Annotated in this window: 19 protein-coding genes; 15 read left to right on the top strand and 4 right to left on the bottom strand. The window is 64.3% G+C overall.

The annotated features are described in order from the left end of the window. Positions 1-28 precede the first annotated feature (28 nt). The gene (locus tag AC1DD3_RS18360) at positions 29-775 is read left to right on the top strand and encodes a phosphoglyceromutase (RefSeq protein ID WP_476882226.1); all 747 of its coding nucleotides are present in this window, start codon (positions 29-31) and stop codon (positions 773-775) included. A 71-nt stretch (positions 776-846) separates the two neighbouring features. On the opposite strand, the gene phoU is transcribed toward AC1DD3_RS18360, so the two are convergent. Next, positions 847-1,512 carry a phosphate signaling complex protein PhoU gene (gene phoU, locus AC1DD3_RS18355; protein WP_230120756.1) on the bottom strand — a complete coding sequence of 222 codons (666 nt, stop codon included), beginning with the start codon at positions 1,510-1,512 and terminating at the stop codon, positions 847-849. Positions 1,513-1,721: 209 nt separating this feature from the next. Here phoU and AC1DD3_RS18350 point away from each other — a divergent pair, with 209 nt between their 5' ends. Both AC1DD3_RS18350 and AC1DD3_RS18345 read left to right on the top strand, forming a co-directional pair. Continuing rightward, positions 1,722-2,903, top strand: a complete 1,182-nt coding sequence (locus AC1DD3_RS18350) for a sensor histidine kinase (protein WP_230120798.1) — start codon at positions 1,722-1,724, stop codon at positions 2,901-2,903. After that, positions 2,900-3,580: a response regulator transcription factor gene (locus AC1DD3_RS18345; RefSeq protein ID WP_230120758.1), complete on the top strand. Its 681-nt coding sequence runs from the start codon at positions 2,900-2,902 to the stop codon at positions 3,578-3,580. The genes AC1DD3_RS18350 and AC1DD3_RS18345 overlap by 4 nt, the downstream gene beginning before the upstream one ends. A 131-nt stretch (positions 3,581-3,711) precedes the next feature. On the opposite strand, the gene AC1DD3_RS18340 is transcribed toward AC1DD3_RS18345, so the two are convergent. Then, positions 3,712-4,287 carry a hypothetical protein gene (locus tag AC1DD3_RS18340; protein ID WP_230120799.1) on the bottom strand — a complete coding sequence of 192 codons (576 nt, stop codon included), beginning with the start codon at positions 4,285-4,287 and terminating at the stop codon, positions 3,712-3,714. A gap of 327 nt (positions 4,288-4,614) precedes the next feature. On the opposite strand from AC1DD3_RS18340, the gene AC1DD3_RS18335 reads away from it, so the two are divergent. From AC1DD3_RS18335 to rlmB, 6 genes are all read left to right on the top strand, one after another. Then, positions 4,615-5,097, top strand: coding sequence for a CarD family transcriptional regulator (locus AC1DD3_RS18335; protein ID WP_026266570.1), 483 nt, complete (start codon positions 4,615-4,617; stop codon positions 5,095-5,097). A 106-nt stretch (positions 5,098-5,203) separates the two neighbouring features. Further along, a complete protein-coding gene (gene ispD, locus AC1DD3_RS18330) occupies positions 5,204-5,986 on the top strand; it encodes a 2-C-methyl-D-erythritol 4-phosphate cytidylyltransferase (RefSeq protein ID WP_230120760.1) in 783 nt (260 codons plus the stop codon). 38 nt (positions 5,987-6,024) lie between these two features. Then, complete coding sequence (gene ispF / locus AC1DD3_RS18325; protein WP_476882239.1) at positions 6,025-6,510, top strand: 2-C-methyl-D-erythritol 2,4-cyclodiphosphate synthase; 486 nt, start codon at positions 6,025-6,027, stop codon at positions 6,508-6,510. A 99-nt stretch (positions 6,511-6,609) separates the two neighbouring features. After that, a complete protein-coding gene (locus AC1DD3_RS18320; RefSeq protein WP_476882225.1) occupies positions 6,610-6,936 on the top strand; it encodes a hypothetical protein in 327 nt (108 codons plus the stop codon). 32 nt (positions 6,937-6,968) lie between these two features. Beyond that, positions 6,969-8,423, top strand: a complete 1,455-nt coding sequence (gene cysS / locus AC1DD3_RS18315) for a cysteine--tRNA ligase (RefSeq protein ID WP_476882224.1) — start codon at positions 6,969-6,971, stop codon at positions 8,421-8,423. A 92-nt stretch (positions 8,424-8,515) separates the two neighbouring features. After that, positions 8,516-9,508, top strand: coding sequence for a 23S rRNA (guanosine(2251)-2'-O)-methyltransferase RlmB (gene rlmB, locus AC1DD3_RS18310; RefSeq protein WP_230120771.1), 993 nt, complete (start codon positions 8,516-8,518; stop codon positions 9,506-9,508). A 527-nt stretch (positions 9,509-10,035) separates the two neighbouring features. On the opposite strand, the gene AC1DD3_RS18305 is transcribed toward rlmB, so the two are convergent. Further along, positions 10,036-10,845, bottom strand: a complete 810-nt coding sequence (locus tag AC1DD3_RS18305) for a carbon-nitrogen hydrolase family protein (protein ID WP_230120773.1) — start codon at positions 10,843-10,845, stop codon at positions 10,036-10,038. A 114-nt stretch (positions 10,846-10,959) separates the two neighbouring features. Between AC1DD3_RS18305 and glgX the strand changes: the two genes are divergently transcribed. From glgX to AC1DD3_RS18290, 3 genes are read left to right on the top strand one after another with little or no spacing between them, the layout of a single operon-like run. After that, positions 10,960-13,074, top strand: coding sequence for a glycogen debranching protein GlgX (gene glgX / locus AC1DD3_RS18300; protein WP_230120775.1), 2,115 nt, complete (start codon positions 10,960-10,962; stop codon positions 13,072-13,074). Positions 13,075-13,100: 26 nt separating this feature from the next. Next, positions 13,101-13,583, top strand: a complete 483-nt coding sequence (locus AC1DD3_RS18295; protein WP_230120777.1) for a guanyl-specific ribonuclease — start codon at positions 13,101-13,103, stop codon at positions 13,581-13,583. A gap of 4 nt (positions 13,584-13,587) precedes the next feature. Then, positions 13,588-13,944 carry a barstar family protein gene (locus AC1DD3_RS18290; protein WP_230120779.1) on the top strand — a complete coding sequence of 119 codons (357 nt, stop codon included), beginning with the start codon at positions 13,588-13,590 and terminating at the stop codon, positions 13,942-13,944. Between the two features lie 10 nt (positions 13,945-13,954). Here AC1DD3_RS18290 and glgP read toward each other — a convergent pair whose 3' ends face one another. Continuing rightward, positions 13,955-16,573: an alpha-glucan family phosphorylase gene (gene glgP / locus AC1DD3_RS18285; RefSeq protein ID WP_230120780.1), complete on the bottom strand. Its 2,619-nt coding sequence runs from the start codon at positions 16,571-16,573 to the stop codon at positions 13,955-13,957. A 188-nt stretch (positions 16,574-16,761) separates the two neighbouring features. Between glgP and AC1DD3_RS18280 the strand changes: the two genes are divergently transcribed. From AC1DD3_RS18280 to AC1DD3_RS18270, 3 genes are read left to right on the top strand one after another with little or no spacing between them, the layout of a single operon-like run. Continuing rightward, the gene (locus tag AC1DD3_RS18280) at positions 16,762-18,777 is read left to right on the top strand and encodes an alpha-1,4-glucan--maltose-1-phosphate maltosyltransferase (RefSeq protein WP_230120782.1); all 2,016 of its coding nucleotides are present in this window, start codon (positions 16,762-16,764) and stop codon (positions 18,775-18,777) included. Positions 18,778-18,783: 6 nt separating this feature from the next. Continuing rightward, positions 18,784-20,580 (top strand): maltose alpha-D-glucosyltransferase, encoded by a 1,797-nt coding sequence (treS, locus tag AC1DD3_RS18275; RefSeq protein ID WP_230120795.1) that lies wholly within the window; start codon positions 18,784-18,786, stop codon positions 20,578-20,580. A gap of 1 nt (position 20,581) precedes the next feature. Continuing rightward, the gene (locus tag AC1DD3_RS18270) at positions 20,582-24,343 is read left to right on the top strand and encodes a 1,4-alpha-glucan branching enzyme (protein ID WP_230120797.1); all 3,762 of its coding nucleotides are present in this window, start codon (positions 20,582-20,584) and stop codon (positions 24,341-24,343) included. Positions 24,344-24,765 lie beyond the last annotated feature (422 nt).

Raw genomic sequence — 24,765 nt, 5'->3', positions numbered from 1 at the left:
CGGCCTCTGCTCGGCTAGGATGAAAATCATGACTTACAAGCTGATTCTGCTGCGCCACGGCCACAGCGACTGGAACGCCAAGAACCTGTTCACCGGCTGGGTGGATGTTGACCTCAACGACCAGGGACGTCAGGAGGCACTCCGCGGGGGAGAGCTCCTGGTTGAGCACGACGTGCTCCCGGACATCCTGTACACGTCGCTCCTGAAGCGGGCCATCAACACCGCCAACATCGCCCTGGACAAGGCCGACCGCGGCTGGATTCCTGTCAAGCGCGACTGGCGACTCAACGAGCGTCACTACGGTGCCCTGCAGGGCAAGGACAAGGCCCAGACTCTCGCCGAATTCGGCGAAGAGCAGTTCATGCTTTGGCGCCGCTCTTACGACACCCCGCCGCCGGTCCTGGACGATAGCTCTGAATTCTCCCAGGTGGGCGACCCCCGCTACGCCGACCTCGGTGACACCATTCCGCGCACGGAGTGCCTGAAGGACGTTCTGATCCGTCTCATGCCGTACTGGGAATCGGACATCAAGGAAGACCTCAAGACCGGAAAGACCGTCTTGGTCACCGCCCACGGAAACTCCCTGCGTGCGCTGGTCAAGCATCTTGACGGCATCAGCGACGAAGCGATCGCCGGCCTGAACATCCCCACCGGCATCCCCCTCGTCTACGACCTGGACGAGGACTTCCAGCCCATCAAGACGGGCGGAACCTACCTCGACCCCGAGGCTGCCGCCGAAGCCATCCAGGCTGTGGCCAACCAGGGCAAAAAGTAAAGTAAAGCGGACGACGGCGGCTGGTCACCTCAGGTGACCAGCCGCCGTCGTTTGCTGTTAGGCCGGGAACCTCAGCCGTGCTCGATGCTGCTGTTCGGGTGCCAGGCGCCGGTCACGAGATACGTGACTTTCTGGGCCACGGACACGCCGTGGTCGGCAAATCGCTCGAAGTAGCGGCTGGCCAGGGCCACGTCCACGGTGGTGGCAGGGGATTCCTGCCAGTCGCTGCGGGCGATCGCCTTGAATACGCTCAGGTGCAGGTCGTTCACCGCAGTGTTGGCTTTGAGGATGTCGCGGGCAACTTCAAGATCCCGGGTCTCCAGCAGCTCGGTGAGCTTGGTGGCGATCTGGATGTCCTGTTCAGCGAAGCTCTTGAAGGTCTCCGTGAGCGACGCCGGAATCACCGTGGAGGGGAAGCGGAGACGCGCCAGCTGGGCAATGTGGCGGGCGAGGTCACCCATGCGTTCCAGGGAGGCGCTCATCCGCAGCGATCCGACGATCATGCGCAGGTCGCTGGCGACGGGACCCTGAAGGGCAAGGATGTCAATGGCGCGCTCGTCGAGGCTGTTCTGCAGGAAGTCGATCCGGGCATCCGCAGCGATGACGTCCTGGGCAAGGTCGACGTCGGCGACCTCAAATGACGTCGTTGCCTTGACGATCGCCTCGCTGACCAGCTTTGAAATCTCGATGAGGTCTTCGCCCACCTGGGCGAGCTCTTCCTGAAAAACCTTACGCACGTAGGCGTCCTTTCCTTAGAGATTCCGCCCCGCCGCCGCAGCGGCGGTCAGAATCTCGTGTCACCGTTCCGGCAGTCCAACTCGCCACTCTTCCAGCACCGGGTGAACTGTTACGCACCTCTAGATGAACGTTAGCTGAATCCGGCCCGTTCTGGTCGTGAAGCGGCTGTTGGCGCTTTTTGAAAGCATAAGCTGGAGCCGTGGATCCAATGCTCATCGGTGTCATCGCCGGCCTGCTCGGCCTGTCGTTCGGCGTCTTTGGCGTGCTCGCGTTCAGGGTCAGTGAGCAGCAAAGGAAACTCGTGGACGTCGAATACGACGAGCCCGCACTGCCGCCGGGATCCGCCGAGGTGCTCGCCGTCGTCGGCAAGGCCTTCGTGGTGGTGGACGCCATCGATGGCGTGGTCCGGGCAAGTCCCGCCGCCTACGCGTACGGTCTGGTGCGCGGCCATACCGTGGTGCACCGCGAGCTCCTTGACATGACGGCGAATGTCCGCCGGGACGGCGTCATTCTGGAGAAGCGCCTCGAGCTGCCGCGCGGGCCTCTGGGGCAGGGGACCATCATCGTGCAGGTCCGGGCAGCCATGCTTGGGGAGGAATATATCCTCCTGCTGGCCGACGACCGGACCGAGATCACCCGCACCGAGGAGATCCGCAACGACTTCGTGGCCAACGTGTCCCATGAACTGAAAACGCCCGTGGGCGCCATTTCCCTCCTCGCGGAGGCGCTTGAATCGTCCGCGGACGACGAAGAAGCCGTTCGGCGGTTCGCCACGCGCATGCACAAGGAGTCAGCACGGCTCGCCGCCCTGGTGCAGGACATCATCGAATTGTCACGCCTGCAGGGCGCGGACGTGGCGCAGCAGGGCCACGCCGTGGACATCAATGACGTGATCTCCGAGTCCGTGGACCGTTCACAGCTGCCGGCCGAGAGCAAGAACATCCAGATCGTCATCGGCGGCCGCGTTGATGCAAAGGTCTACGGCGACCAGGACCTTCTCGTCACAGCCCTGCGCAACCTTATCGACAACGCCATCCGCTATTCACCGGAGAACACCCGCGTGGGGATCGGAGTGCGTGCGAAGGAAGGCCTGATTGCGATCTCCGTGACCGACCAGGGCGAAGGCCTGTCGGCCGAAGACCAGGAACGAATTTTTGAACGTTTCTATCGTGTGGATGCAGCACGTTCGCGGCACACCGGCGGCACCGGACTGGGTCTGAGCATCGTCAAGCATGTCATTTCCAACCATGGCGGAGAGGTCACCGTGTGGTCGCAGCCGGGGCAGGGGTCCACGTTCACCCTCCGCCTGCCTGAAATGGAAGGGCAATCGCCGAATGACAAAGAACCGAACGACGCCGCCGGCGTCCATAAACGAGGAGCTACCGCTTGAGCAGGATTCTTATAGTTGAGGACGAGGAGTCGTTCAGCGACCCCCTGTCCTATCTGCTGGGCAAGGAAGGGTTCGAGGTGGAGGTCGTCGACAACGGGCTGGACGCGATTACCGAATTTGACCGCAACGGGGCCGACCTCGTGCTGCTGGACCTGCAGCTGCCGGGCCTGTCAGGTACGGAAGTGTGCCGCCAGCTGCGCCAGCGATCCAGCGTGCCGGTGATTATGCTGACCGCCAAGGACTCAGAAATAGATAAAGTCGTGGGTCTTGAACTTGGTGCCGACGACTACGTCACCAAGCCGTACTCGTCACGCGAGCTGGTGGCCCGGGTCCGGGCCGTGCTCCGGCGCCAGGGGGAGCCGGAGGAACTTGTTTCCTCCACAGTGCAGGCGGGCCCGGTACGGATGGACATCGAACGCCACGTTGTCAGCGTCGGTGGCGAGCAGGTTTCACTCCCGCTGAAGGAATTTGAGCTCCTCGAGATGCTGCTGCGGAATTCAGGCAGGGTGCTGACCCGCGGCCAGCTGATTGACCGGGTCTGGGGTTCCGATTACGTGGGTGACACGAAGACCCTTGACGTCCACGTCAAACGACTGCGCAGCAAGATCGAACCCGACCCGTCCCTCCCGAGGTACCTGGTGACCGTCCGCGGACTGGGTTACAAGTTCGAACCCTAGAGCCGGCTCCAGCCGTGGCCAGCAGGTGTGACATGCAAAGTCTGACCTGGCAAAGAAGGAGGGGCTCCCGGGTGGGAGCCCCTCCTTCTTCAATACGTCAGGTGTGCGGTGGTCCGCTGACCGGCGAGGCGTCAGTGGCTTTCGCTGGGCGTCGGCGTGCTGCTTTCGCTCGGGGTTGCGGACTCACTCGGAGTTGCCGAGTCGCTCGGCGATGCCGTCCCGCTGGGGCTAGCGCCAGGAACGTACTGTGCGTACTCCTTGAGCGTGCCGTCAACGACGGGGATCTTGACGGTCTTGTTGACGTTGGTTCCGTCTTCGGTGGCCTTGACGTCCACGACGGCGCCGGGCTTGGCGCCGGCGGTGCTCAGGATGGCCTCGTCCGCGGAATTGTTGAGCAGCGTGTAGGAGTTCTTCTTCACCGACACCTCAGTCTGCGAGCCCTCGGCTCCGTTGAGGGTGAGCTTGACGTCCTTGGAAGAGGAGTTGTAGACAGCGCCGATCAGACGGCCGGGCTGATTTTCGCCGGAAGCAACGATCAGCATGTTCCGCAGCTGCAGCGGGCCAACGTCGGAGCGGGTTCCGTCGGAGGCGGCGTACTGCTCGGAGGTCTGCTGGGCGTTGATGTAGCTGCAGCCCGTCAGTGCCAGCAGTCCGACGCTCAGGGCGGCAGCCGCCATTGCCAACTTGCCGTGCTGGCCCCGGTTCATCGCAGTGAAACGCACGTCACGCACTCCTAGAAAGTCTTGAAACAGTTTTCAGCCATAGCCTATCGGCAAACGGGGCCAAACGAGGATTCGGCCAGTACACATAAGCGCCCGCTTCGGAACCTCCTGCGGAGCGAACCAGGCTCGCTGGCTACCCGTGCGTAACGCTTGTCGGCGGGTGGCGGATGCACTATTATCCGCTTTCGTCAAGGGGTCTGAGCGGCTGATTCGGGCCATTTTCCGCGGATTCTCGCGGTTCCGGACCCCGATCCGTGCCAGTCATATGCCTTAATCGTGATAAACTGGTCTGCGGGAAAGGGGAAAGTCCACATGGTTTTTGAGGTCGGCGAGACAGTAGTTTACCCTCACCACGGTGCAGCAAAAATTGAAGAAATCAAGATGCGCACTGTCAAGGGCGAAGAGAAGATGTATCTCAAGCTCAAGGTGGCTCAGGGTGATCTGACCATTGAAGTTCCAGCAGAGAACGTTGACCTCGTTGGGGTACGCGACGTAGTGGGCAAGGAAGGTTTGGAGCACGTATTCGATGTGCTCCGGGCCGAGTTCACTGAAGAGCCCACCAACTGGTCGCGTCGTTACAAGGCAAATCTGGAGAAGCTTGCTTCCGGTGACGTTATCAAGGTTGCAGAGGTCGTCCGCGACCTGTGGCGCCGGGATCACGATCGGGGCCTTTCCGCAGGCGAGAAGCGAATGCTGGCCAAGGCACGGCAGATTCTGATTTCAGAGTTGGCTTTGGCTGAAAAGACCGACGAAGAGAAGGCTGCAAGCGTTCTCGACGAGGTTCTGGCTTCCTGAGAATTGAACCCCGGTGGCAGAAATGCCGCCGGGGTTTCTTTTTGCCCAAAAACACCAACTGCGCGTAATGGGCTGGGGCGGCCGGCCGGGACGTAGGCTAGACCGCATGAGCGATGCACCCACGCGCCCCGTCACCGCCGTCATCCTGGTCGCCGCAGGATCCGGGCAGCGGCTTGGCTACGGCATGCCGAAGGCCGCCGTGCCGCTCGGCGGCGACCCCATCCTCCTGCACGCCCTCCGCGGGATCGTCGCCGCCGGCGTAGCAGGCCAGGTCTGCGTGGCGCTGCCCCCGGGAGATGACGGGCTGCGGCAGATGCTGGACGACTTCCGGCTGGAGCTGGCGGACGGCGGCCCGCTCCTGACGACGGTCGACGGCGGGGCCACCAGGGCGGATTCCGTCCGGTCGGCGCTGGCCGCCCTGGAGGACGGGACCGAGGCGGTGCTCGTCCACGACGCGGCCCGTGCGCTGGCCCCCGAGTCGGTATTCCATCGGGTGGCTCAGGCGCTGGCCGCCGGAGCCTTGGCTGTCATCCCGGTCATCCCGGTGGTGGACACCGTCAAGACCGTTGCGGCCACCACCGGCGAAGACTCGGACATTGCCCCCGAGCTCGTGACGGGAACTGCCCCCCGGGACGAACTGCGGGCGGTCCAGACCCCGCAGGGTTTCAGCTTTGCAACCTTGAAAGCGGCCCATGAGGCCGCCCTGCAGTTTGACGAAAGCCGCGCGGCCGCGGTGACTGACGACGCCATGCTGGTGGAGCTTCTCGGCGTGCCGGTCCACGCCGTGCGCGGAGCCAGCCAGTCCCTGAAAATCACCACCCCTTTGGATCTCATCATTGCTGAAGGCCTCCTGGAGGGTCCCCTGGGTGCCCGCTGGGTGGAGGGCTGAAGAGCGTGAGCGTAGAAGAGCCGACTGAGGCAGCGAGGATGATCCTGCCCCGCACCGGCATCGGCATTGACGTGCATGCCTTCGCCCCGGAAAGTGAACCGCGGGCGCTGTGGCTGGGCGGGTTGTTGTGGGAGGGAGAGCAGGGGCTGGCCGGCCATTCCGACGGCGATGCGGTGGCCCATGCCGCCGCCGACGCCCTGTTCTCCGCGAGCGGGATCGGCGATCTTGGTACGCATTTCGGCACGGACCGGCCGGAGTTGGCAGGCGCCTCCGGCGTCACCCTGTTGGCTGAAGCGGCCAGGATCGTCCGGGCTGCGGGCTTTGAGATCGGCAATGTCGCCGTCCAGTTCGTGGGGAACAGGCCCAAGTTCGGTCCCCGCCGCGAAGAGTCGCAGCGCGTCCTGACTGAGGCCGCTGGTGCTCCGGTGAGCGTCACGGCCACCACCAGCGACGGGCTCGGCTTCACAGGCCGCGGGGAAGGTATCTCCGCCGTGGCCACTGCACTCGTTTACCCGGCTCTCTAGCTGTCACTCCACACGGCCGCATCGCCTAGGCTGGAATACAGCACCGGCCGCACCCAGTGAGCCGAGAACAGCCCGTACCGCCACATCAGGAGACCTGCCGTGAAAAAGCTGCTTCCCGCCGTCGTGATTGCCTGCCTGCTCCTTGCGGGCTGTGCCGGAACGCCCCGGATGAGCGTCGGCGAGAGCTGCACCTTCCTCCAGGGCGACACGTTCAAGCCGACCGGAAACCAGCAGCAGCAGGCGGACCAGATCGCCAAGCACTACCAGGAGGTTGCCGACAAGGTGGCCCAGGAACTCGCCGATCCGATCCAGAAGATGGCCGACGTCATGAAGCAGGTGGCCGGTACGTCGCTGGGGGACAAGAGCGCAGAGCAGCTGGACGAGCTCAAAAAGCAGAACAACAGGGTCGGCGAGGTCTGCAAGTAAGCGCCACCAATGGCATCGGCTAATCTGGAGCGGTGACCCTGCGCTTTTACGACACTGCATCCGCCGAAGTCCGGAACTTCGTTCCCCTGGTACCCGGCAAAGCGAGCCTGTACTACTGCGGTGCCACGGTGCAGGGAATGCCGCATGTGGGACATATTCGCTCTGCCATTGCGTTCGACCAGCTAACCCGCTGGCTGCAGTACCGCGGCCTGCGCGTCACCGTGGTCCGGAACGTCACGGACATCGACGACAAGATCCTGGCCAAGTCTGCGGCATCCTTTGAGCGCGACATCGAGCAGGAACCGGATACCGTCCGGGAAGAGGAATGGTGGGCACTGGCCTACCGGTATGAGCAGGAGTTCCTCAAGGCCTACGACACTCTTGGCGTCTCGCGCCCCACCTACGAACCGCGCGCCACCGGCCACATCCCGGAGATGCACGCGCTGATCCAGCAGCTGATCGACCGCGGCCACGCCTACCCCGCCCTGGACGGCTCGGGTGATGTCTACTTCGACGTGCGCTCCTGGAACAAGTACGGCTCGCTGACGCGCCAGAAGCTCGACGACATGCAGGGGGCAACTGACGCTGACCCTCGCGGCAAGAAGGACCCGCGCGACTTCGCGCTCTGGAAAGGCCACAAAGAAGGGGAGCCGACGACGGCGAGCTGGGTTTCGCCGTGGGGCGCCGGCCGCCCGGGCTGGCACCTTGAATGCTCTGCCATGGTCACCAAATACCTCGGCACGGAGTTCGACATCCACGGCGGCGGCCTCGACCTGCGCTTCCCACACCACGAGAACGAGATGGCCCAGTCCCAGGCTGCAGGCCACGGCTTCGCGAACTTCTGGATGCACAACGGCATGGTCACGTACCAGGGCGAGAAGATGTCCAAATCCGTGGGCAACACCGTGAGCCCCGCCGAGATGCTTGACCTAGCTTCGCCGCGCGTCGTCCGTTATTACCTTGGGCAGGCGCAGTACCGCTCGGTGCTGGACTACCAGCCGACCTCACTGCAGGAGGCCACCGCCGCCGTCGAACGCATTGACGGCTTCATTGCGCGTGCGGTCCGGACGCTTTCAGCTGACGGCGCGCTGCTCTTCGGCAGCTACGGCACGGTGCCGGACGCGTTCGCCGCAGCCATGGACGACGACCTGAACGTCCCACAGGCCCTTGCGGTGCTGCACGATACGGTCCGGGCAGGAAACTCCGCCCTCGTCGCCGGCGATCTCGAGGCCGCACGGCGGGCGCTGGCCAGTGTCACCGACATGCTCCGGGTCTTGGGAATCAGTGACGCGGCGCAGCCAGCCGTCGACGATCAAGCCGCCGCAGCGCTCGGTGTGCTTGTGGAGGCGCAGCTGGCCGCCAGGGCCGACGCCCGGTCAAAGAAGGATTGGACGGCCTCGGACGCCATCCGCGACACCCTCACGGCCGCCGGCGTCGTGGTGGAAGACGGCGCCGACGGAGCCACCTGGAGCCTCCAGCGCGGTTGAGCCGGCCGTCCCCGCTCCGCCCGGGTCAACGATTTAACTTGAGTCAGTAGACTGGAGTTCAGACTTACTCAATACAACCAAGGGTGGAACTCATGGCCAACAACGGTCGCCCGGGCGCAATCCGCAAGCTCAAGAAGGGCCCCACCACCGGAACCGGTGGCCACGGCCGTAAGGCCCTCGAAGGCAAGGGGCCCACCCCCAAGGCCGAGGATCGTCCCTATCACAAGGCGTACAAGAGCAAGCAGCTCTCGGAGCGCTCCGAGGCCAAGCGGTCCGGCGGCGGCCGCAACGCCGGCGCACGCTCCGGCCCGAAGGGCCGTGCCACGGAAGAAGTGGTCACCGGCCGCAACTCCGTCGTCGAGGCCCTCCGCGCCGGTATTCCTGCGAAGGCCCTGCACGTGGCGATCCGGATCGAAATGGACGACCGTGTGAAGGAGTCCCTCAAGCTTGCGGCCGAACGCGGCATCCCGCTGCTGGAAACCGGCAAGCCCGAGCTGGACCGCATGACCGACGACGCCGTGCACCAGGGCCTCGTGCTGCAGATCCCGCCGTACGAGTACCAGGACGCCTACGACCTCGCCGAGCAGACAGTCGACCGGTGGAAGAAGGGGCATGTGTCCAACGCGCCCCTGTTCGTCGCGCTCGATGGCATCACTGATCCCCGCAACCTTGGCGCCATCATCCGCTCGGTCTCGGCCTTCAGCGGCCACGGCGTGATCGTCCCGGAACGCCGTTCCGTGGGTGTCACGGCCTCCGCCTGGAAGACTAGCGCCGGCGCTGCCGTCCGCGTGCCCGTCGCCCGCGCCTCCAACCTGAACAACGCGCTCAAGCAGTTCAAGAACATGGGCATCTTCGTCCTGGGGCTCGACGGCGACGGCGACGTCTCGCTGCCGGACCTCACCCTGGCCACCGAGCCGGTCTGCATCGTGGTGGGTTCCGAGGGCAAGGGCCTCAGCCGTCTCGTCCGGGAAAACTGCGACCAGATCGTCTCGATCCCCATTGACTCCGCCATGGAATCACTCAACGCCTCCATGGCCGTCGGTATCTCCCTCTACGAAGTCAGCCGCCAGCGCGCCGTCAAGTAAGTCCAGTTGCGGCCAGTCCGCCGTCAACGCAGTTTTGCCGTCTGGCCCCCAAGGGTCCACCGCAGCAGCCGCTTTGCCGTCGCTTAGCGGGATGCCCCTTCCCAAACTTCGCAAGCTCAGTTCGGGGCCCTCAGGGCATCCCTTCCTCCCGCCGCCTCATCCGGCCGCGGGCGGCCTTCTTCAGCTCTGGTCGGCGATGCGCTCCTTAGCAAAACGGCTGCTGCGGTTCGGCGGTTGTCTCACCAACAGCTACTGTCCAGAATCCCTCTCTCACCTTTCGCGCATAAATTGGAAACGCTGTCGCACTTCTCGTCGGAAAACGGGAAACGCTCTCGCACATGACGTGCGGGAGCTTTTCCTCTCTTGGAGAGAGAGCGTAAGACGACGGCCGCCGCAAAACCAGCGGTCGGCGATGAAGGGCCGAACACTAAGCGACGGCAAGGCGTCGGCGCCCGCGGAAGCGAACATCGGCAGTCGGCCGGCGGCAGCCCGCATAGAGACGGTCGGGCCGCCTAAGGCGTAGGCGTTTAGAACTCGCGGCGGTTGGCCAGGACCGGCAGCTTGGTTTGGGCTTCCTTGACGGCGGCGGGATCCAGGTCGGCGAACAGGAGGCCGGGGGCGGCGTCGAGCTCTTCCAGGACTTCGCCGAACGGCGAGACGACAGCGGAGTGCCCCACGCCTGTGGGCGCCGCGCCGCGCGGCTCAATCCCTTGCGTGGCCGGGTCGCCCTGGCCGCAGGCGAGCACGTAGGTGGTCGTATCCACAGCTCGGGCGCGGGCCAGGAGCTGCCACTGTTCCACCTTGCCTGGCCCTGAGCCCCAGGAGGCGCAGATGATGTTGGCAACTGCTCCGCGGTCGGCGTTGGCCGTAAAGAGGGCGGGGAAACGGATGTCGTAGCAGGTGGCCAGGCCGAAGGTGACGCCGCCGGCGTCGAAAGTCACGGGCCCTGTTCCCGCGTCCACGGTGTCAGATTCGAGGAAGCCGAAAGCGTCGAAGAGATGCACCTTGTCGTAGCTCGCTTCCACGCCCGGGCCAGTGACCAGCAGCGTGTTCCGGACCTTGAGGGGGCCTTCGCCGGATGATGCCCCCGGAGTGAACATGCCGGCCACGATCACGATGCCCATGTCGGCGGCAATGGCCCGGACCCGGGTGGCCCACGGACCGTTGAGGGGTTCGGCGATGTCAATTAGGGAATTCCCGAACGCCCGCATGGTGGCCTCCGGAAACACCACGAGCCCGGCTCCGCCATCCTTGGCTCGGCGGGCATGCTCCTCGACCAGTGCGAGATTGGCTTCGACATCGCGGCCGGTGATGATCTGGGCCAGTGCAATCTTCACAAATACCTCCACTCGGTGCGTCTTCCAGTATGCAGCGGAGCCGCGATCGGGGCCGCCGCACGTCACATGCCGGAATACATCGGCTTTTTGAACGTGACAGTTAAGCTTTAATCGATGGTAATGCCCTTAGTAGACACAGCCTCGACCGTGGACGCCTCGCACGCGTTCCCCCTCGGCGTAAGTTCAGTGCGCCCGGGGTCCTCCGACGGCTCGAAAAGCGGGCGCGCCAACGTAGCGGTCTATGCTCCCGGCATCCTTACCCTGGAAATCGGATACCTCGCTCCCGGCGGCGACTGGCGGATCCAGACCCTGCCGAACGTCACCAATGGCGTTCATCACGGCATCCTCGAGGGATTCCCGATCGGCTCGCGCTACGGCTTCCGCGCCGCCCCCGATGGGGAGGTTCTACCGCTTTCAGTTCCCACCGTGAATTTTGACGACTACGACGGCGACCGGCAGCCGCTGCTGCTCGATCCCTACGGACGCGCTGTAGACCAGCGGGACGGTTTTCTGACGAGTGTCCGGATGTCCAGCGATTTCGACTGGGGCGCCGATGATCGCCTGCATACGCCGTGGCGCAACACCATAATCTACGAGGCACATGTCCGCGGGCAAAGCATGCTGCACCCGGACATTCCAGAGCCGCTGCGCGGCACTTACGCCGGCATGGCACACCCCGCGATGATTGAGCACCTGACAGGACTCGGAATTACCGCAGTGCAGCTGCTGCCGGTACATTTCCACCTCGACGAACCGCATCTTCAAAACCTGGGCCTGACCAATTACTGGGGCTACAACACGGCGGCCTTCTTTGCCCCGCACCCCGGGTACGCTACGCGGTCCGCGCAGGAGTCCGGCCCGCAGGCGGTCCAGGATGAGTTCAAGGGCATGGTCAAGCTCTTGCACGCCGCAGGTATCGAAGTGATCCTGGACGTGGTCTATAACCACACCGCCGAAGGCGGACACGACGGGCACACAGTTTCGTTCCGCGGCCTGGGGGAAAAGAAGTACTACCGCTCCGACGACAGCGGGAAATACATCGACACCACAGGCTGTGGGAATTCGCTCAACTTCGGCGAGCCCCGTGTGATCCAGCTCGTTCTGGACTCGCTCCGCTACTGGGTGGACGAATTCCACATCGACGGTTTCCGTTTCGACCTGGCCGTGACGCTCTGCCGGAATGCCGCCAACGATTTTGATCCGAACCACCCGTTCCTGGTGGCCGTCGCCGGCGATCCGGTGCTCTCCAGAGTCAAGCTGATCGCCGAACCCTGGGACGTCGGCTATGGGGGCTGGCAGACAGGCCGGTTCCCGGGTGGCTGGGTGGACTGGAACGACCACTACCGCGACGCCCTGCGCTCGTTCTGGCTTGCTGACCGCGCGGCGATCGACGCCGGTGGCCAGGGCGGATCCGTGGCCCGGCTGGCAGATGCCATGTCCGGTTCTGCGAGCCTGTTCCAGCCCTCAGGCCGTTCACGGCTCGCGTCGCTGAACTTCATCACGTCCCACGACGGTTTCACCCTGGCCGACTTGGTGTCCTATGACCGCAAGCACAACGAGGCCAACGGGGAGCAGAACCGCGACGGGCACGGCGACAACCGCAGCTACAACCACGGGTTTGAAGGCCGCACCGAGGATGAAACTATCCTTGCACGGAGGGCGCAGACCCGGCGGAATCTGATGGCTTCGCTCATGATCTCTCTCGGCGTCCCCATGATCACGGCGGGCGATGAACTGGGCCGCACGCAGCAAGGCAACAACAACGCCTATTGCCAGGACAACCCCCTCGCCTGGGTCGACTGGACCAGCACCCCGGAATCCCACGCCATGCTCCGGAGCACCAAGCGGGTCATTCGGCTCCGACGGGAATTCCTTGCAGGCCAGCCGCACGATTACCCGGTGCGGGACGCGCAGTCGTACCTGTACTGGTATGACCAGGATGGCGAGCCGATGACCATGGAGCGGTGGAATGATCCGCGGCACCGCGTGGTGCAGCTGCTGCTGGGCTCCGATGACGGGCAGGTGGCCGGGCTGGTTGTGGTCAACGGCGGCCGCGATGACGTCAGGGTCACCCTTCCCCAGGTCACCAATGACGACGGCGTCGGCAAAAGGATGTTCGAACTGCGCCTCACCACCTCCGATCTTCATGACCGCCGCCAAGGCTTCCGCGTGGCGTCGGGGGAGCGGGACCTCGTACAGGCCAACACGATCAACATCTACCGCACCTAGTATCAGCAGACAGGGAAAGCATAGATATGCGCCGTTTACTGGCTGCGGTGGTGCTGATTGCGCTGCTCGGATTGGCACTTGTCGTGTCCAACGGGCTGCAGCCACAGGCCGGCAGTCCCGCACAGGCACCGTCCGGAACCGTTGCACCGTCCCGCACCCCCGCCCCCGCGTCCTCTCGCGCACCCTCGGCTGCTGGCCAGACCACAGGCATCCCCAACCCCTCCGGCCTCGCCACGATCAGGGAGTCCCAGCTCCCCGCCGAAGGCCGCCGGATTCTCACGCTCATACGCCAGGGCGGTCCGTTCCCTTATGAGCGCGATGGAGTGACCTTCGGAAACCTTGAACGCATCCTGCCGCGCAAGTCGGGCGGCTACTACAGGGAGTACACCGTTCCCACTCCCGGGGAATCCGACCGGGGCGCCCGAAGGATCGTGGCAGGCAAGTCCGGCGAAAAGTACTACACCCCGGACCACTACGAGTCGTTCAAGTTCATAGCAGAGGGTAAGTAGCACCATGAAAATCTATTCCGTGGACACCTGGACAGTCGACGAGCTGCGTGACCAGCTTGCGGACGCCGGCCGCCGCAGCCTCCTGATCCCGGCAGCGGGCTCCAAGAAAGAGGTGCTGACCCGTTTCGGGGAAGCCCTGGATTTCCCGGAGCACTACGGAGTGAACCTGGACGCCCTCAACGACTCGCTGCACGACTTCGCCGACGCCATTTCCGACGACGGCCAGGAACCAGTGACGGTCATCTGGCAGGTGCCAGCGGCCTTCCGCAGCGACAGGTCCTTCGGAGTCATCTGCGAGGTCCTGCAGGACGCCGAAAGCTACGCCGGCAAGGACCTGTCAGTCATCGCCGTGTTCCTCTAGCAACCTCTGCCTACGCGTTCACGATCAGGCCCAGCTCGGCCTTGGACGCCAGTGCCTCGTGCTTGGGCAACACCCGCACTGTGTAGCCGAAGGATCCGGAGCGGTCGATCACGATTGAGCCTGTGAACAGGTACCGGCCGCTGCCGAGCTCATCCTTCGGCTCCAGTTCCACAAGGGTCACGTTGGCGAGTTCGTCGCTTTCCTCGGCCTGGCCGTACGCAACTTCCACAGACACGTCGTCGGGCGTCAGGTCGTGCAGCCCCACGTACGCGTTGACCTGCAGAGTATCGCCGATCTGCGGTTCCTCGGACACTCCCAGGGAGTCCACGTGTTCCACATGCAGCTGGGGCCAGGCCTCGCGGACCCTGGACGTCCAGGCTGCGAGTTCCCTGGCCTGGGCGAAGGAATCCGCAACGGCGTGCCGGCCCGAAATGGCAGCAGGCCTGTACAGGATGTTGACGTAGTCCTGCAGCATCCGTTCGGCGGACACCGCCGGTCCCAGGTGGGCGAGCGTGTGCTTGATCATGGACACCCAGTGGGTGGGGATCTTCTCCCGCCCTGAAGACGACGGCCCGGCAGCGCCGGCCGCCTCGGACACAGTACTGCCGTAGAAGCGCGGTGCCACCTGCGTCTCAAGCAGTTCGTACAGCGCCGCGGCCTCGATATCGTCGCGTTCCTCCGATGAGGCTCCGTTGTTGGCGGTCGGAATCGCCCAGCCGTTCTCGCCGTCGTACATCTCATCCCACCAGCCGTCGAGCACCGAAAGGTTGAGGGATCCGTTGATGGCGGCCTTCATGCCGGACGTGCCGCAGGCTTCCAGCGGGCGCAGCGGGTTGTTGAGCCAGACGTCGCAGCCCGGGAAGAGCGTGCGGGCCATGGCGATGTCGTAGTTCGGCAGGAAGACGATACGGTGCCGGACCTTCGGGTCATCCGTAAAGCGCACCAGGTCCTGGATCATCTTCTTGCCGGCATCGTCTGCGGGGTGCGACTTGCCGGCAATGACCAGCTGGATGGGGTGCTCCTTGTGCAGCAGCAGAGCCTTGAGCCGTTCCGGTTCGCGCAGCATCAGCGTCAGCCGCTTGTAGGTGGGCACGCGCCGGGCGAAGCCGATGGTCAGGACATCCGGGTCAAGCACCGAGTCCGTCCAGCCGAGTTCGGCGTCGGCGGCGCCTCGTTTCTTCCACGCCGCACGCAGCCGGCGCCGGACGTCCTCGACGAGCGAGACGCGCATTTCGCGCCGGAGCGCCCAGACTTCGGCGTCGCTGACGTTGTAGGCGAGGTCCCACCGGCCCATTACTTCAGCTTCCACGCCGAATCTTTCACGGGCGAGCTTGGAAATCCTCGAGTCGACCCACGTGGGTACGTGCACGCCGTTGGTCACGGACGTGATGGGCACCTCGGAATGGTCGAATCCCGGCCAGAGCGCCGCGAACATGCCGCGGGATACTTCACCGTGTAGTTTGGCCACGCCGTTGGCCCGCTGCGCGAGGCGGAGCCCCATGACGGCCATGTTGAACACGAAGGGGTTGCCGTCCGCGAAGTCTTCGCGTCCCAGATCCAGGATCCGGGACGTGGGGACGTCCGGGGCAAGGCCCGCCTCGAAGAAATGCTGGATCTGCGCGACTTCGAAGCGGTCGATGCCGGCCGGAACAGGGGTGTGCGTGGTGAACACAGTCGATGCGCGCCCCGCGGCAAGGGCCTCATTGAACGTGAGTGACTGCTCCCCGGCCATCAGTTCCTGGATCCGTTCGATCCCGAGGAAACCGGCGTGGCCTTCGTTGGTGTGGAACACCTCCGGCGCTGTGGTGCCCGTGAGCCGCTGGTAGACGCGCAGCGCCTTCACCCCGCCCATGCCCAGCAGCAGTTCCTGCTGCAGACGGTGGTCGCCTCCGCCGCCGTACAGGCGGTCTGTGATGCCGCGGGCGGCGTCGTCATTGCCGGGAACGTTGGAGTCCAACAGCAGGAGGGGGACACGTCCGACGTCGGCACGCCAGATGTGCGCCAAAAGGCGCCGCCCGCTGGGCAGCGGCAGCGCGATCTGGATGGGCTTGCCGTTTCCGTCCGCCGACGGCTCCCGGAGCAGCGTCAGGGGCAGGCCATCCGGATCAATCACCGGATAGGTTTCCTGCTGCCAGGCGTCGCGGGACAGGGACTGCTTGAAGTAGCCGGCCTGGTACAGCAAACCCACACCGATCAATGGAACGCCGAGGTCCGAGGCAGCCTTCAAGTGGTCGCCGGCGAGGATGCCGAGGCCGCCGGAGTACTGCGGGAGAACCTCCGTGATGCCGAATTCTGGTGAGAAGTACGCGATGGAGGCGGGGGCGTCGTCCCCCAGGCTCTGGTACCAGCGCGGCTCTTGAAGGTACCGGTCCAGGTCCTCGGCCGCGGAGTGCACACGCGCCACGACATCCTGGTCGGTCGCCAGCCGGTGCATTTCCTCCCGGCCGACAAGACCGAGGAAGTTGACCGGATCGTTGCCGCTTTCAGCCCAAACTTTGGGGTTGAGTCCCTCGAAGAGTTCCCTGGTGGGCCGGTGCCAGGACCAGCGCAGGTTGGTGGCCAAGCGGGCAAGCGGCCGGATCGGTTCAGGAAGAACGGTTCGGACGGTAAATCTGCGGATTGCCTTCACCTGCGTCACACTAACGGACAAGATGAACGGCCGGAACCGGATTGGATTACTTTCCGGTAAATGACGAATCAGTTCGCTAATTAAGATCGCAGGCTTAGCATTTCCCTCCTTTTCTCGCTAACGTCGAGCCTGTGACGACTAACACGCGAACCAGTGCCCCCTCCAAGCAAACGCCGAAAGTTTCGATCATGGATGGCCTTCGATTCGGCCGTTTCCCGATCACCAACGTTCAGCCGGTTGTGGAAGGGGGGAAGTACCCCGCCAAGGCGCTCCCCGGCGAAGGGATCGTGGTCAGCGCACAGTCGTTCCGCGAAGGCCACGACATGTTGGGGGTCAGCGCCGTCCTCCTGGATCCCAAGGGCAAAGAGCGCCAGCGCGTGCGCCTTCAGCCGCCGGCCGGTGACCGTGGCAAGGGTACAGACCTTTGGGAGGGTATGCTGACTCCCACTTCCACCGGCAACTGGTCCTTCGTGATCGAAGCATGGCATGACCGCTATGGCACGTGGCACCACAACGCCGAGGTCAAGGTCGAGGCGGGCATCGACGTAGAGCTGATGCTCGATGAAGGCGCCGCCCTGTTGTCGCAGGCGGCAGAGGAGCCGTTCCGCAACTCCACCGACAGGCGGACGCTTCGTACCGCCGTCGTCGGTCTCTCCGACACCTCCAGGTCCGCCGAAGAGCGTCTGGCTGCCGGCTTCGGCGCGGACGTTGCCGAGATTGTGGGCCGCGAGCCGATCCGCGAGCTTGTTACAGTCTCCGAACCGTTTCCCCTGCTGGTTGAGCGGGATCTCGCCGGCCGCGGATCCTGGTATGAGTTCTTCCCCCGTTCCGAGGGCGCCGTCCGCAACCACGAGACCGGCGCCTGGACGTCCGGCACCTTCAGGACTGCGGCCAACAGGCTGCCGGCCGTCGCGGACATGGGTTTCGACGTCATCTACATGCCCCCGATCCACCCCATTGGCATCCAGCACCGCAAAGGCCCCAACAACACGCTGATCGCGGGCCCGAACGACCCCGGATCCCCGTGGGCCATCGGGGCCAAAGAGGGCGGCCACGACGCCATCCACCCGGAACTCGGCACGTTCGAGGACTTCGACGCGTTCGTGGCCCGCGCCAACGAGCTGGGCCTCGAAGTCGCGCTGGATCTGGCCCTCCAGGCCGCGCCTGACCACCCGTGGGTCACGTCCAACCCGGAATGGTTCACCACCCGCGTGGATGGCAGCATCGCATACGCTGAAAATCCTCCGAAAAAGTACCAGGACATCTATCCCCTCAACTTCGACAACGATCCCGAGGGCCTGTCCAGGGAAATCCTGCGCATCGTCCAGCTCTGGGTCAGCCACGGGGTGAAGATCTTCCGCGTGGACAACCCGCACACCAAACCTGTCTGGTTCTGGGAGTGGCTCATCGGCAAGGTCAACAAGAAAAACCCGGAAGTCGTCTTCCTGGCGGAGGCCTTCACCCGGCCCGCCATGATGCACGCGCTCGGCAGGGCCGGCTTCCAGCAGTCCTACACGTACTTCACGTGGCGGAACACCAAGAAGGAACTGGAGGAGTACTTCCAGGAGGTCAGCCACGACTCGCCGGCGTACTTCCGGCCGAATTTCTTCGTCAATACTCCGGATATCCTCACCGAGTACCTCCAGTACGGTGGTCCCGCGGCGTTCAAGATCCGTGCTGCACTTGCGGCGACGGCCAGCCCGTTGTGGGGCGTGTACGCCGGCTTCGAACTGTACGAACATGTGGCCAGGCCCGGGGCGGAAGAGTACATCGACAACGAGAAGTTCGAGTACAAGGCCAGGGACTGGGAGGCCGCTGCCGCGTCGGGGCGGACGCTGGCCCCTTACCTGACCAGGCTCAACGAGATCCGCAAGACCCACCCGGCGCTGGGGGACCTGCAGAACCTGACTGTGCACCGCAGCACGGATGACGCCACAGTGGTCTATTCCAAGCACAAGACACTCCCGGATGGCACCAAGGACACCCTCATCGTGGTGGTCAACGTGGATCCGCACAGCACGCGGGAAAGCACGGTATCGCTTGATCTCGCCGCGCTGCAGCTCGACCCGGCAGACCTCACGCCGAACGGCGGCTTCAGGGTGGATGATTTGATCTCGGGCGAGACGTGGGAATGGGGCGAATACAACTACGTCAGACTCGATGCCCATGTAGAACCTGCACACATCCTGAACATCCGGAGGTAGCCTCAATTGAGTTTCAGCCCGCAGAACCCGAGTCACCACTTCACACCGAAGAGCACGTTCGAGCTCAATGCGCCGGGATTGCAACACGATCCTCTGTGGTACCGGAAGGCGGTGTTCTATGAAGTGCTTGTCCGGGGCTTCGCGGATGCGAACGGCGACGGTTCAGGCGACTTCCACGGACTGATCGAGAAACTCGACTACCTGCAGTGGCTGGGCGTGGACTGCCTTTGGCTTCCGCCTTTCTTCCAGTCGCCGCTCCGGGACGGCGGCTATGACATCTCCGACTACAACTCGGTGCTGGACGAGTTTGGAACCATCAGTGACTTCAAGCGGCTCGTGGCCGAGGCCCATGCCCGCGGCGTTCGGGTCATCATCGACCTCCCGCTGAACCACACCTCGGACCAACACCCGTGGTTCCAGGAGTCGCGGAAGGATCCGGACGGTCCTTTCGGCGACTTCTACGTGTGGAGCGACACCGACGAAAAGTACCAGGATGCCCGCATCATCTTCGTGGACACGGAGGAGTCCAACTGGACCTTCGACCCCATCCGGCGCCAGTTCTTCTGGCACCGTTTTTTCAGCCACCAGCCCGACCTCAATTTCGAGAACCCCAAGGTCATCGACGCTCTGTTCGACGTCGTGCGGTTCTGGCTGGACCAGGGAATCGACGGCTTCCGCGCCGACGCGATCCCGTACCTCTTCGAGGAGGAAGGCACCAACTGCGAGAACCTGCCTGCCACCCACGAGTTCCTCCGCAAGCTGCGGAAGATGGTGGATGAGAGCTATCCCGGCAGGGTGATCATCGCGGAGGCCAACCAGCCGCCCAACGAAGTGGTGGAGTATTTCGGCACCGAGGAGGAACCGGAGTGCCACATGGCTTTCCACTTCCCGATCATGCCTCGGCTGTACTACGCGCTGCGCGACCAAAAGGCAGCCCCGATCATCGAGACCATGCATGACACGCCGGAGATCCCCGAGGGTGCGCAGTGGGGAACCTTCCTTCGAAACCACGATGAGCTGACGCTGGAAATGGTCACCGCCGACGAACGGGCGGCGATGCTTGGCTGGTATGCCCCGGATCCGCGCATGCGGGCCAACATCGGCATCCGGCGCCGGCTGGCGCCGCTGCTGGATAACTCCAGGGCGGAAATCGAACTCATCAACGCGATGCTGCTGTCCTTGCCGGGGAGCCCCTTTCTTTACTACGGGGACGAAATCGGCATGGGCGACAACATCTGGCTGGAAGACCGCGACGCCGTCCGCACACCCATGCAGTGGAACCCGGACCGGAACGCCGGGTTCTCCAACGCGGATCCCGGCAAGCTCTACCTTCCGGTGATCCAGTCGCTGGTCTACAACTACAACATGGCCAATGTTGAGGCCGAGGCCGCGCACTCAGGGTCGCTGCTTCGCTGGACACGGCAGATCCTGAGTGTCCGGCGCAACCACGCGGCGTTCGGGCTGGGCGGCTTCAAGCACGTGGAAGCCGACCACGAAGTGGTGCTGGCCTACGTGCGCGAATTGCCGGAAGGTAACTCCGCCGGCGAACCGCCCGAAACCATCCTGTGCGCCTTCAACCTCTCGCAGCACCCCGTGGCGACCACGCTGAGGCTTCCGCAGTTTGCGGGACGCGGGCTCCGGGACGTGTTCGGCGGCCAGCCCTTTCCCGGCGTCGGAGACGACGGGAACCTGACCCTTACCCTTGGCAGCCACGACTTCTTCTGGCTCCGGGTACGTTCGGCTGCGTCCAACCCGGCGTCACCTTTCACCCAGGCGATGCCCATCCTGTCCATTGAGGGGTGACATGAGCCAATCTACGCTGACACCAACGCTCGAAGAGCTGCTTCGCCAATGGCTGCCGCGCCAGCGGTGGTTCCCGGTGAAGTCCGCCGAATTCTCGCTTGCTCCCGTGGGCGGACTCATCCTCAACGAGTCGTCGGGTGAGGTGGGCCTTGAGGTCTTCCTCGCCGCCGTGGTCTCCGAAACTGCCGACGGCGGCCCCCGCACCGATGTGGTGCAGGTGCCGCTCAGCTACCGGCGCGAACCGCTGCCCGGGGCCGAGAGCGCGCTCATCGGCGAAAGTGACCACGCGGATTTGGGGCACCGTTGGGTCTACGACGCCGTCCATGATCCGGTGTTCATTGCCGAATGGCTGGAGCTTATGCGGACGGAGGGAACCGCGGCGGCCGGCACGGCCAGCGGGCACCTCTCCGGCGCCGGCCAGCCCCTTCCGCGTGCCACCGGCACGGTCCGGGTCCTGTCGGGCGAACAGTCCAACAGTTCGGTGATCGTCGACGACGGCGCCTCCGCGGCTATCGTGAAATTCTTCCGTGTGCTTTCGGCCGGCCGCAATCCGGAGGTGGAAGTGGGGGCAGCCCTGTCCGCCGCGAGGACCTCTGAAGTCCCGGCCACCCTCGGCTGGGTCACAGGCGAGTGGTTTCCGCAGCGGGCGCGGACATCGTCCGCAGGGTCCGGCCCGGAGACCGCTGCGGCAGGCACGGCCCAGGGCGAATTGGCGGTAGCCCACGAGTTCCTGGCCGGAGGCCGGGATGCCTGGCGGCTGGCGGTTGATGCGGCCAGCGCAGGAGCGGACTTCACCGAGCAGGCGCACTCGCTGGGCCATGCCACGGCCACCGTCCACCGTCGGCTCGCCGAGACGCTGGGGGTTTCCTCAGAAGCCGTCCCGGGCGGGGTCATAGCGCCTGGAGTAGCCCAGCGGGTGCGGCAGGCCTGGAGCGAGGCCGGCCCCGCCGTCGGGCCCCACGAAAGCGAGCTGGAAAGCCTCCTTAAGCAACTCGAGGGTGTCCCGGCGGGTGCGCTCCAGCGCATCCACGGTGACCTCCACCTTGGCCAGATCCTCCAAGTTCCGGGCCGTGAAGGCGACTCGGACCGGTGGGCCATTCTTGACTTCGAGGGTGAGCCGCTGCGGCCCATCTCTGAACGGAACTTCCCCGACGTCCCGCTAAGGGACGTGGTGGGCATGCTGCGCTCATTTGACTATGCCGCGGGAGCCGCGGAGCGCGAGGGGAGCGGTGCCCGGGTGCCCGAGTCGTGGGTGGACGACTGCGCCGAGGCCTTCCTGGCCGGCTACTTGGAAGTCACCCCCGGCACCATAGACCGGAACTCCCCGCTCTTTGTGGCATTGTGGCTGGATAAGGCGTTATACGAAGTCGTGTATGAATTGCGCAACAGGCCCGACTGGCTGGCTATTCCGGTGAATGCATCCAGGCGGCTCCTCAGCAAGAAAGGCCCCGGCGAACCGGCCGCGGCCGCAGCGGAAGGTAATAAGATGACAGGCTCTGCACCTACAGATCGGCCCCAGGTCCCTCTCCATGTGGATGCGCATACGCTTTCGCGCGTGGCGGCCGGAGAGCACCACGCCCCACACTCTGTGCTTGGTGCCCATCTGGATGACTACGGCCACGTAACCATCCGCACCGTCAAGCACCTGGCCGAAGCCGTCACTGTGGTGACCGCGGCCGGTTCGATGCCGATGACCCACGAATCAGAGGGCGTGTGGGTTGCCGTGCTGGAGCCCCTGCAGGCCGGTCACGTGCCGGACTATCGGCTTGAGGTGACATACGAGGGTGCGGAACCTGTGACGGTGGACGAACCGTACCGCTACCTTCCGACGGTGGGCGAAGTGGATCTGCACCTGATCGGAGAGGGCCGCCACGAGACGCTCTGGACGGTGCTCGGCGCCCACGTCCAGCACTATAAGTCCTCGCTGGGGGACGTCGACGGCGTGTCCTTCGCGGTGTGGGCCCCCAACGCCGAGGCCGTGCGCGTTAAGGGTGACTTCAATGCCTGGGACGGGCGCGAAAACTCATTGCGCTCCCTTGGCTCCTCCGGCGTCTGGGAATTGTTCGTCCCGGGCGTTGTAGCAGGCGCGTGCTACAAATACGAGATCAAGACCAAGGCCGGCCACTGGGTTGAGAAGGCCGACCCCCTGGCATTCGGCACCGAGGTCCCGCCGCTGACCGCCTCGAGGGTGGTTGACTCCCACTACCGGTTCGAGGACGCGGACTGGATGAAGGCCCGGGCCGAGCGGGACCCGCACAACTCGCCCATGAGCGTCTACGAGGTCCACCTCGGATCGTGGCGCCTCGGCCTGAGCTACCGCGAACTGGCCAAGGAACTCGTTGACTATGTGCAGTGGCTTGGCTTCAGCCACGTTGAGTTCATGCCGGTGGCCGAACACCCCTTCGGCGGCTCCTGGGGCTATCAGGTCACCTCCTACTTTGCCCCGACGTCACGCTTCGGCCACCCTGACGAGTTCCGGTACCTGGTGGATGCGCTCCACCAGGCTGGTATCGGGGTCCTCCTTGACTGGGTCCCGGCGCACTTCCCCAAGGACAACTGGGCCCTGGCCCAGTTCGACGGCCAGCCGCTGTACGAACATGCCGATCCCAACCTGGGGGAACACCCGGACTGGGGAACCCTGATCTTCGACTTCGGCCGCACCGAGGTCCGCAACTTCCTCGTGGCCAACGCGCTCTACTGGCTCGATGAATTCCACATCGACGGACTGCGCGTGGACGCGGTCGCGTCCATGCTCTATCTGGATTACTCCCGTGAAGAGGGTCAGTGGCAGCCGAACAGGTTCGGCGGCCGCGAAAACCTGGAGGCTATCTCCTTCCTCCAAGAGACCAACGCCACGGTCTACAAGACGCATCCCGGCGCGGTCATGATCGCTGAAGAATCCACCGCATTCCCTGGCGTGACGGGTCCCACCAGCCACGGCGGGCTGGGCTTCGGGCTCAAGTGGAACATGGGCTGGATGCACGATTCGCTCAAGTACGCGTCGGAAGATCCAGTCAACCGGAAGTGGCACCACGGGACGGTCACGTTCTCGCTGGTCTATGCCTTCACTGAGAACTTCCTGCTCCCCATCAGCCATGACGAGGTTGTCCACGGCAAGGGCTCGATGCTCCGCAAGATGCCCGGCGACCGCTGGCAGCAACTGGCGAACCTGCGGGCCTTCCTCGGTTACCAGTGGGCGCACCCGGGCAAGCAACTGATCTTCATGGGGACCGAGTTCGGCCAGGAAGCCGAATGGTCCGAGCAGCACGGCCTGGACTGGTGGCTGGCCGACATTCCGGCCCACCGCGGGATTCAGCTCCTCACGAAGGATCTGAACGAGCTGTACAAGTCCACTCCTGCGTTGTATTCACGCGACAACGAGCCCGGCGGATTCCAGTGGATCAACGGGGCTGACGCGGACCGCAATGTGCTGACCTTTGTCCGTTGGGACACTGAGGGCAACCCGCTGGTCGTAGCGGTTAACTTCTCGGGTGGGCCGCACAAGGAGTACGCCCTTGGGGTGCCGTCCGCCGGTGCCTGGACTGAAGTACTCAACACCGATGCGCCGGCATACGGTGGTTCCGGCGTTCTCAACGCGGGGAACCTGACGGCGGAGGACGAAGGTCTCGATGGCCAGCCCGCCACCCTGACTGTGACGCTGCCGCCGCTGGGTGCTGCATACTTCAAGCCGGCAGGCACGGGCGCTCCGAAACTGCAGAGCCGGTCAGCTGCAGCAGAAGCGCCGGACACCACGGTGAGTTGAGGCCGTAGGGTCAGCCGACCGTAAGTGTCGGCAGAACACCTTTTCAAGGCCGGCTGATGAGGCCCGGAATCCGCGTGATTCCGGGCCTCATCCGTCCCTTCTGCGCCTGGGTTGGCCTCTGGCAAAAGTAGTGGTAGAGTTTATTTCCGCGCCGCTCCCCGGAGTTGGTCGGTAAAGCGAGTAGGATGCCTCAGGGCGTCACGAAGCCGCGGACGCCGATTTGACCAGGGTGAAGCGAGCGGGTAAGCTTGAAAAGTTGCTCCGGAGCGATCCGCGACTGGTTGTTTGGTTGTGGTGGTGCCGGGTGTGTCTGTTGTTTGAGAACTCAATAGTGTGCCAAGTTTGTTGATACCGGTTTATTTTATATGAATTGGTTGAATTGACCAGGTTGCGCCGCCCCTGTGGTGTGGTCTGGTTTTTAC

It is taken from the genome of Arthrobacter sp. 05T444, from assembly GCF_056395905.1.
This window is presented reverse-complemented; position numbering and strand designations above follow the sequence as displayed.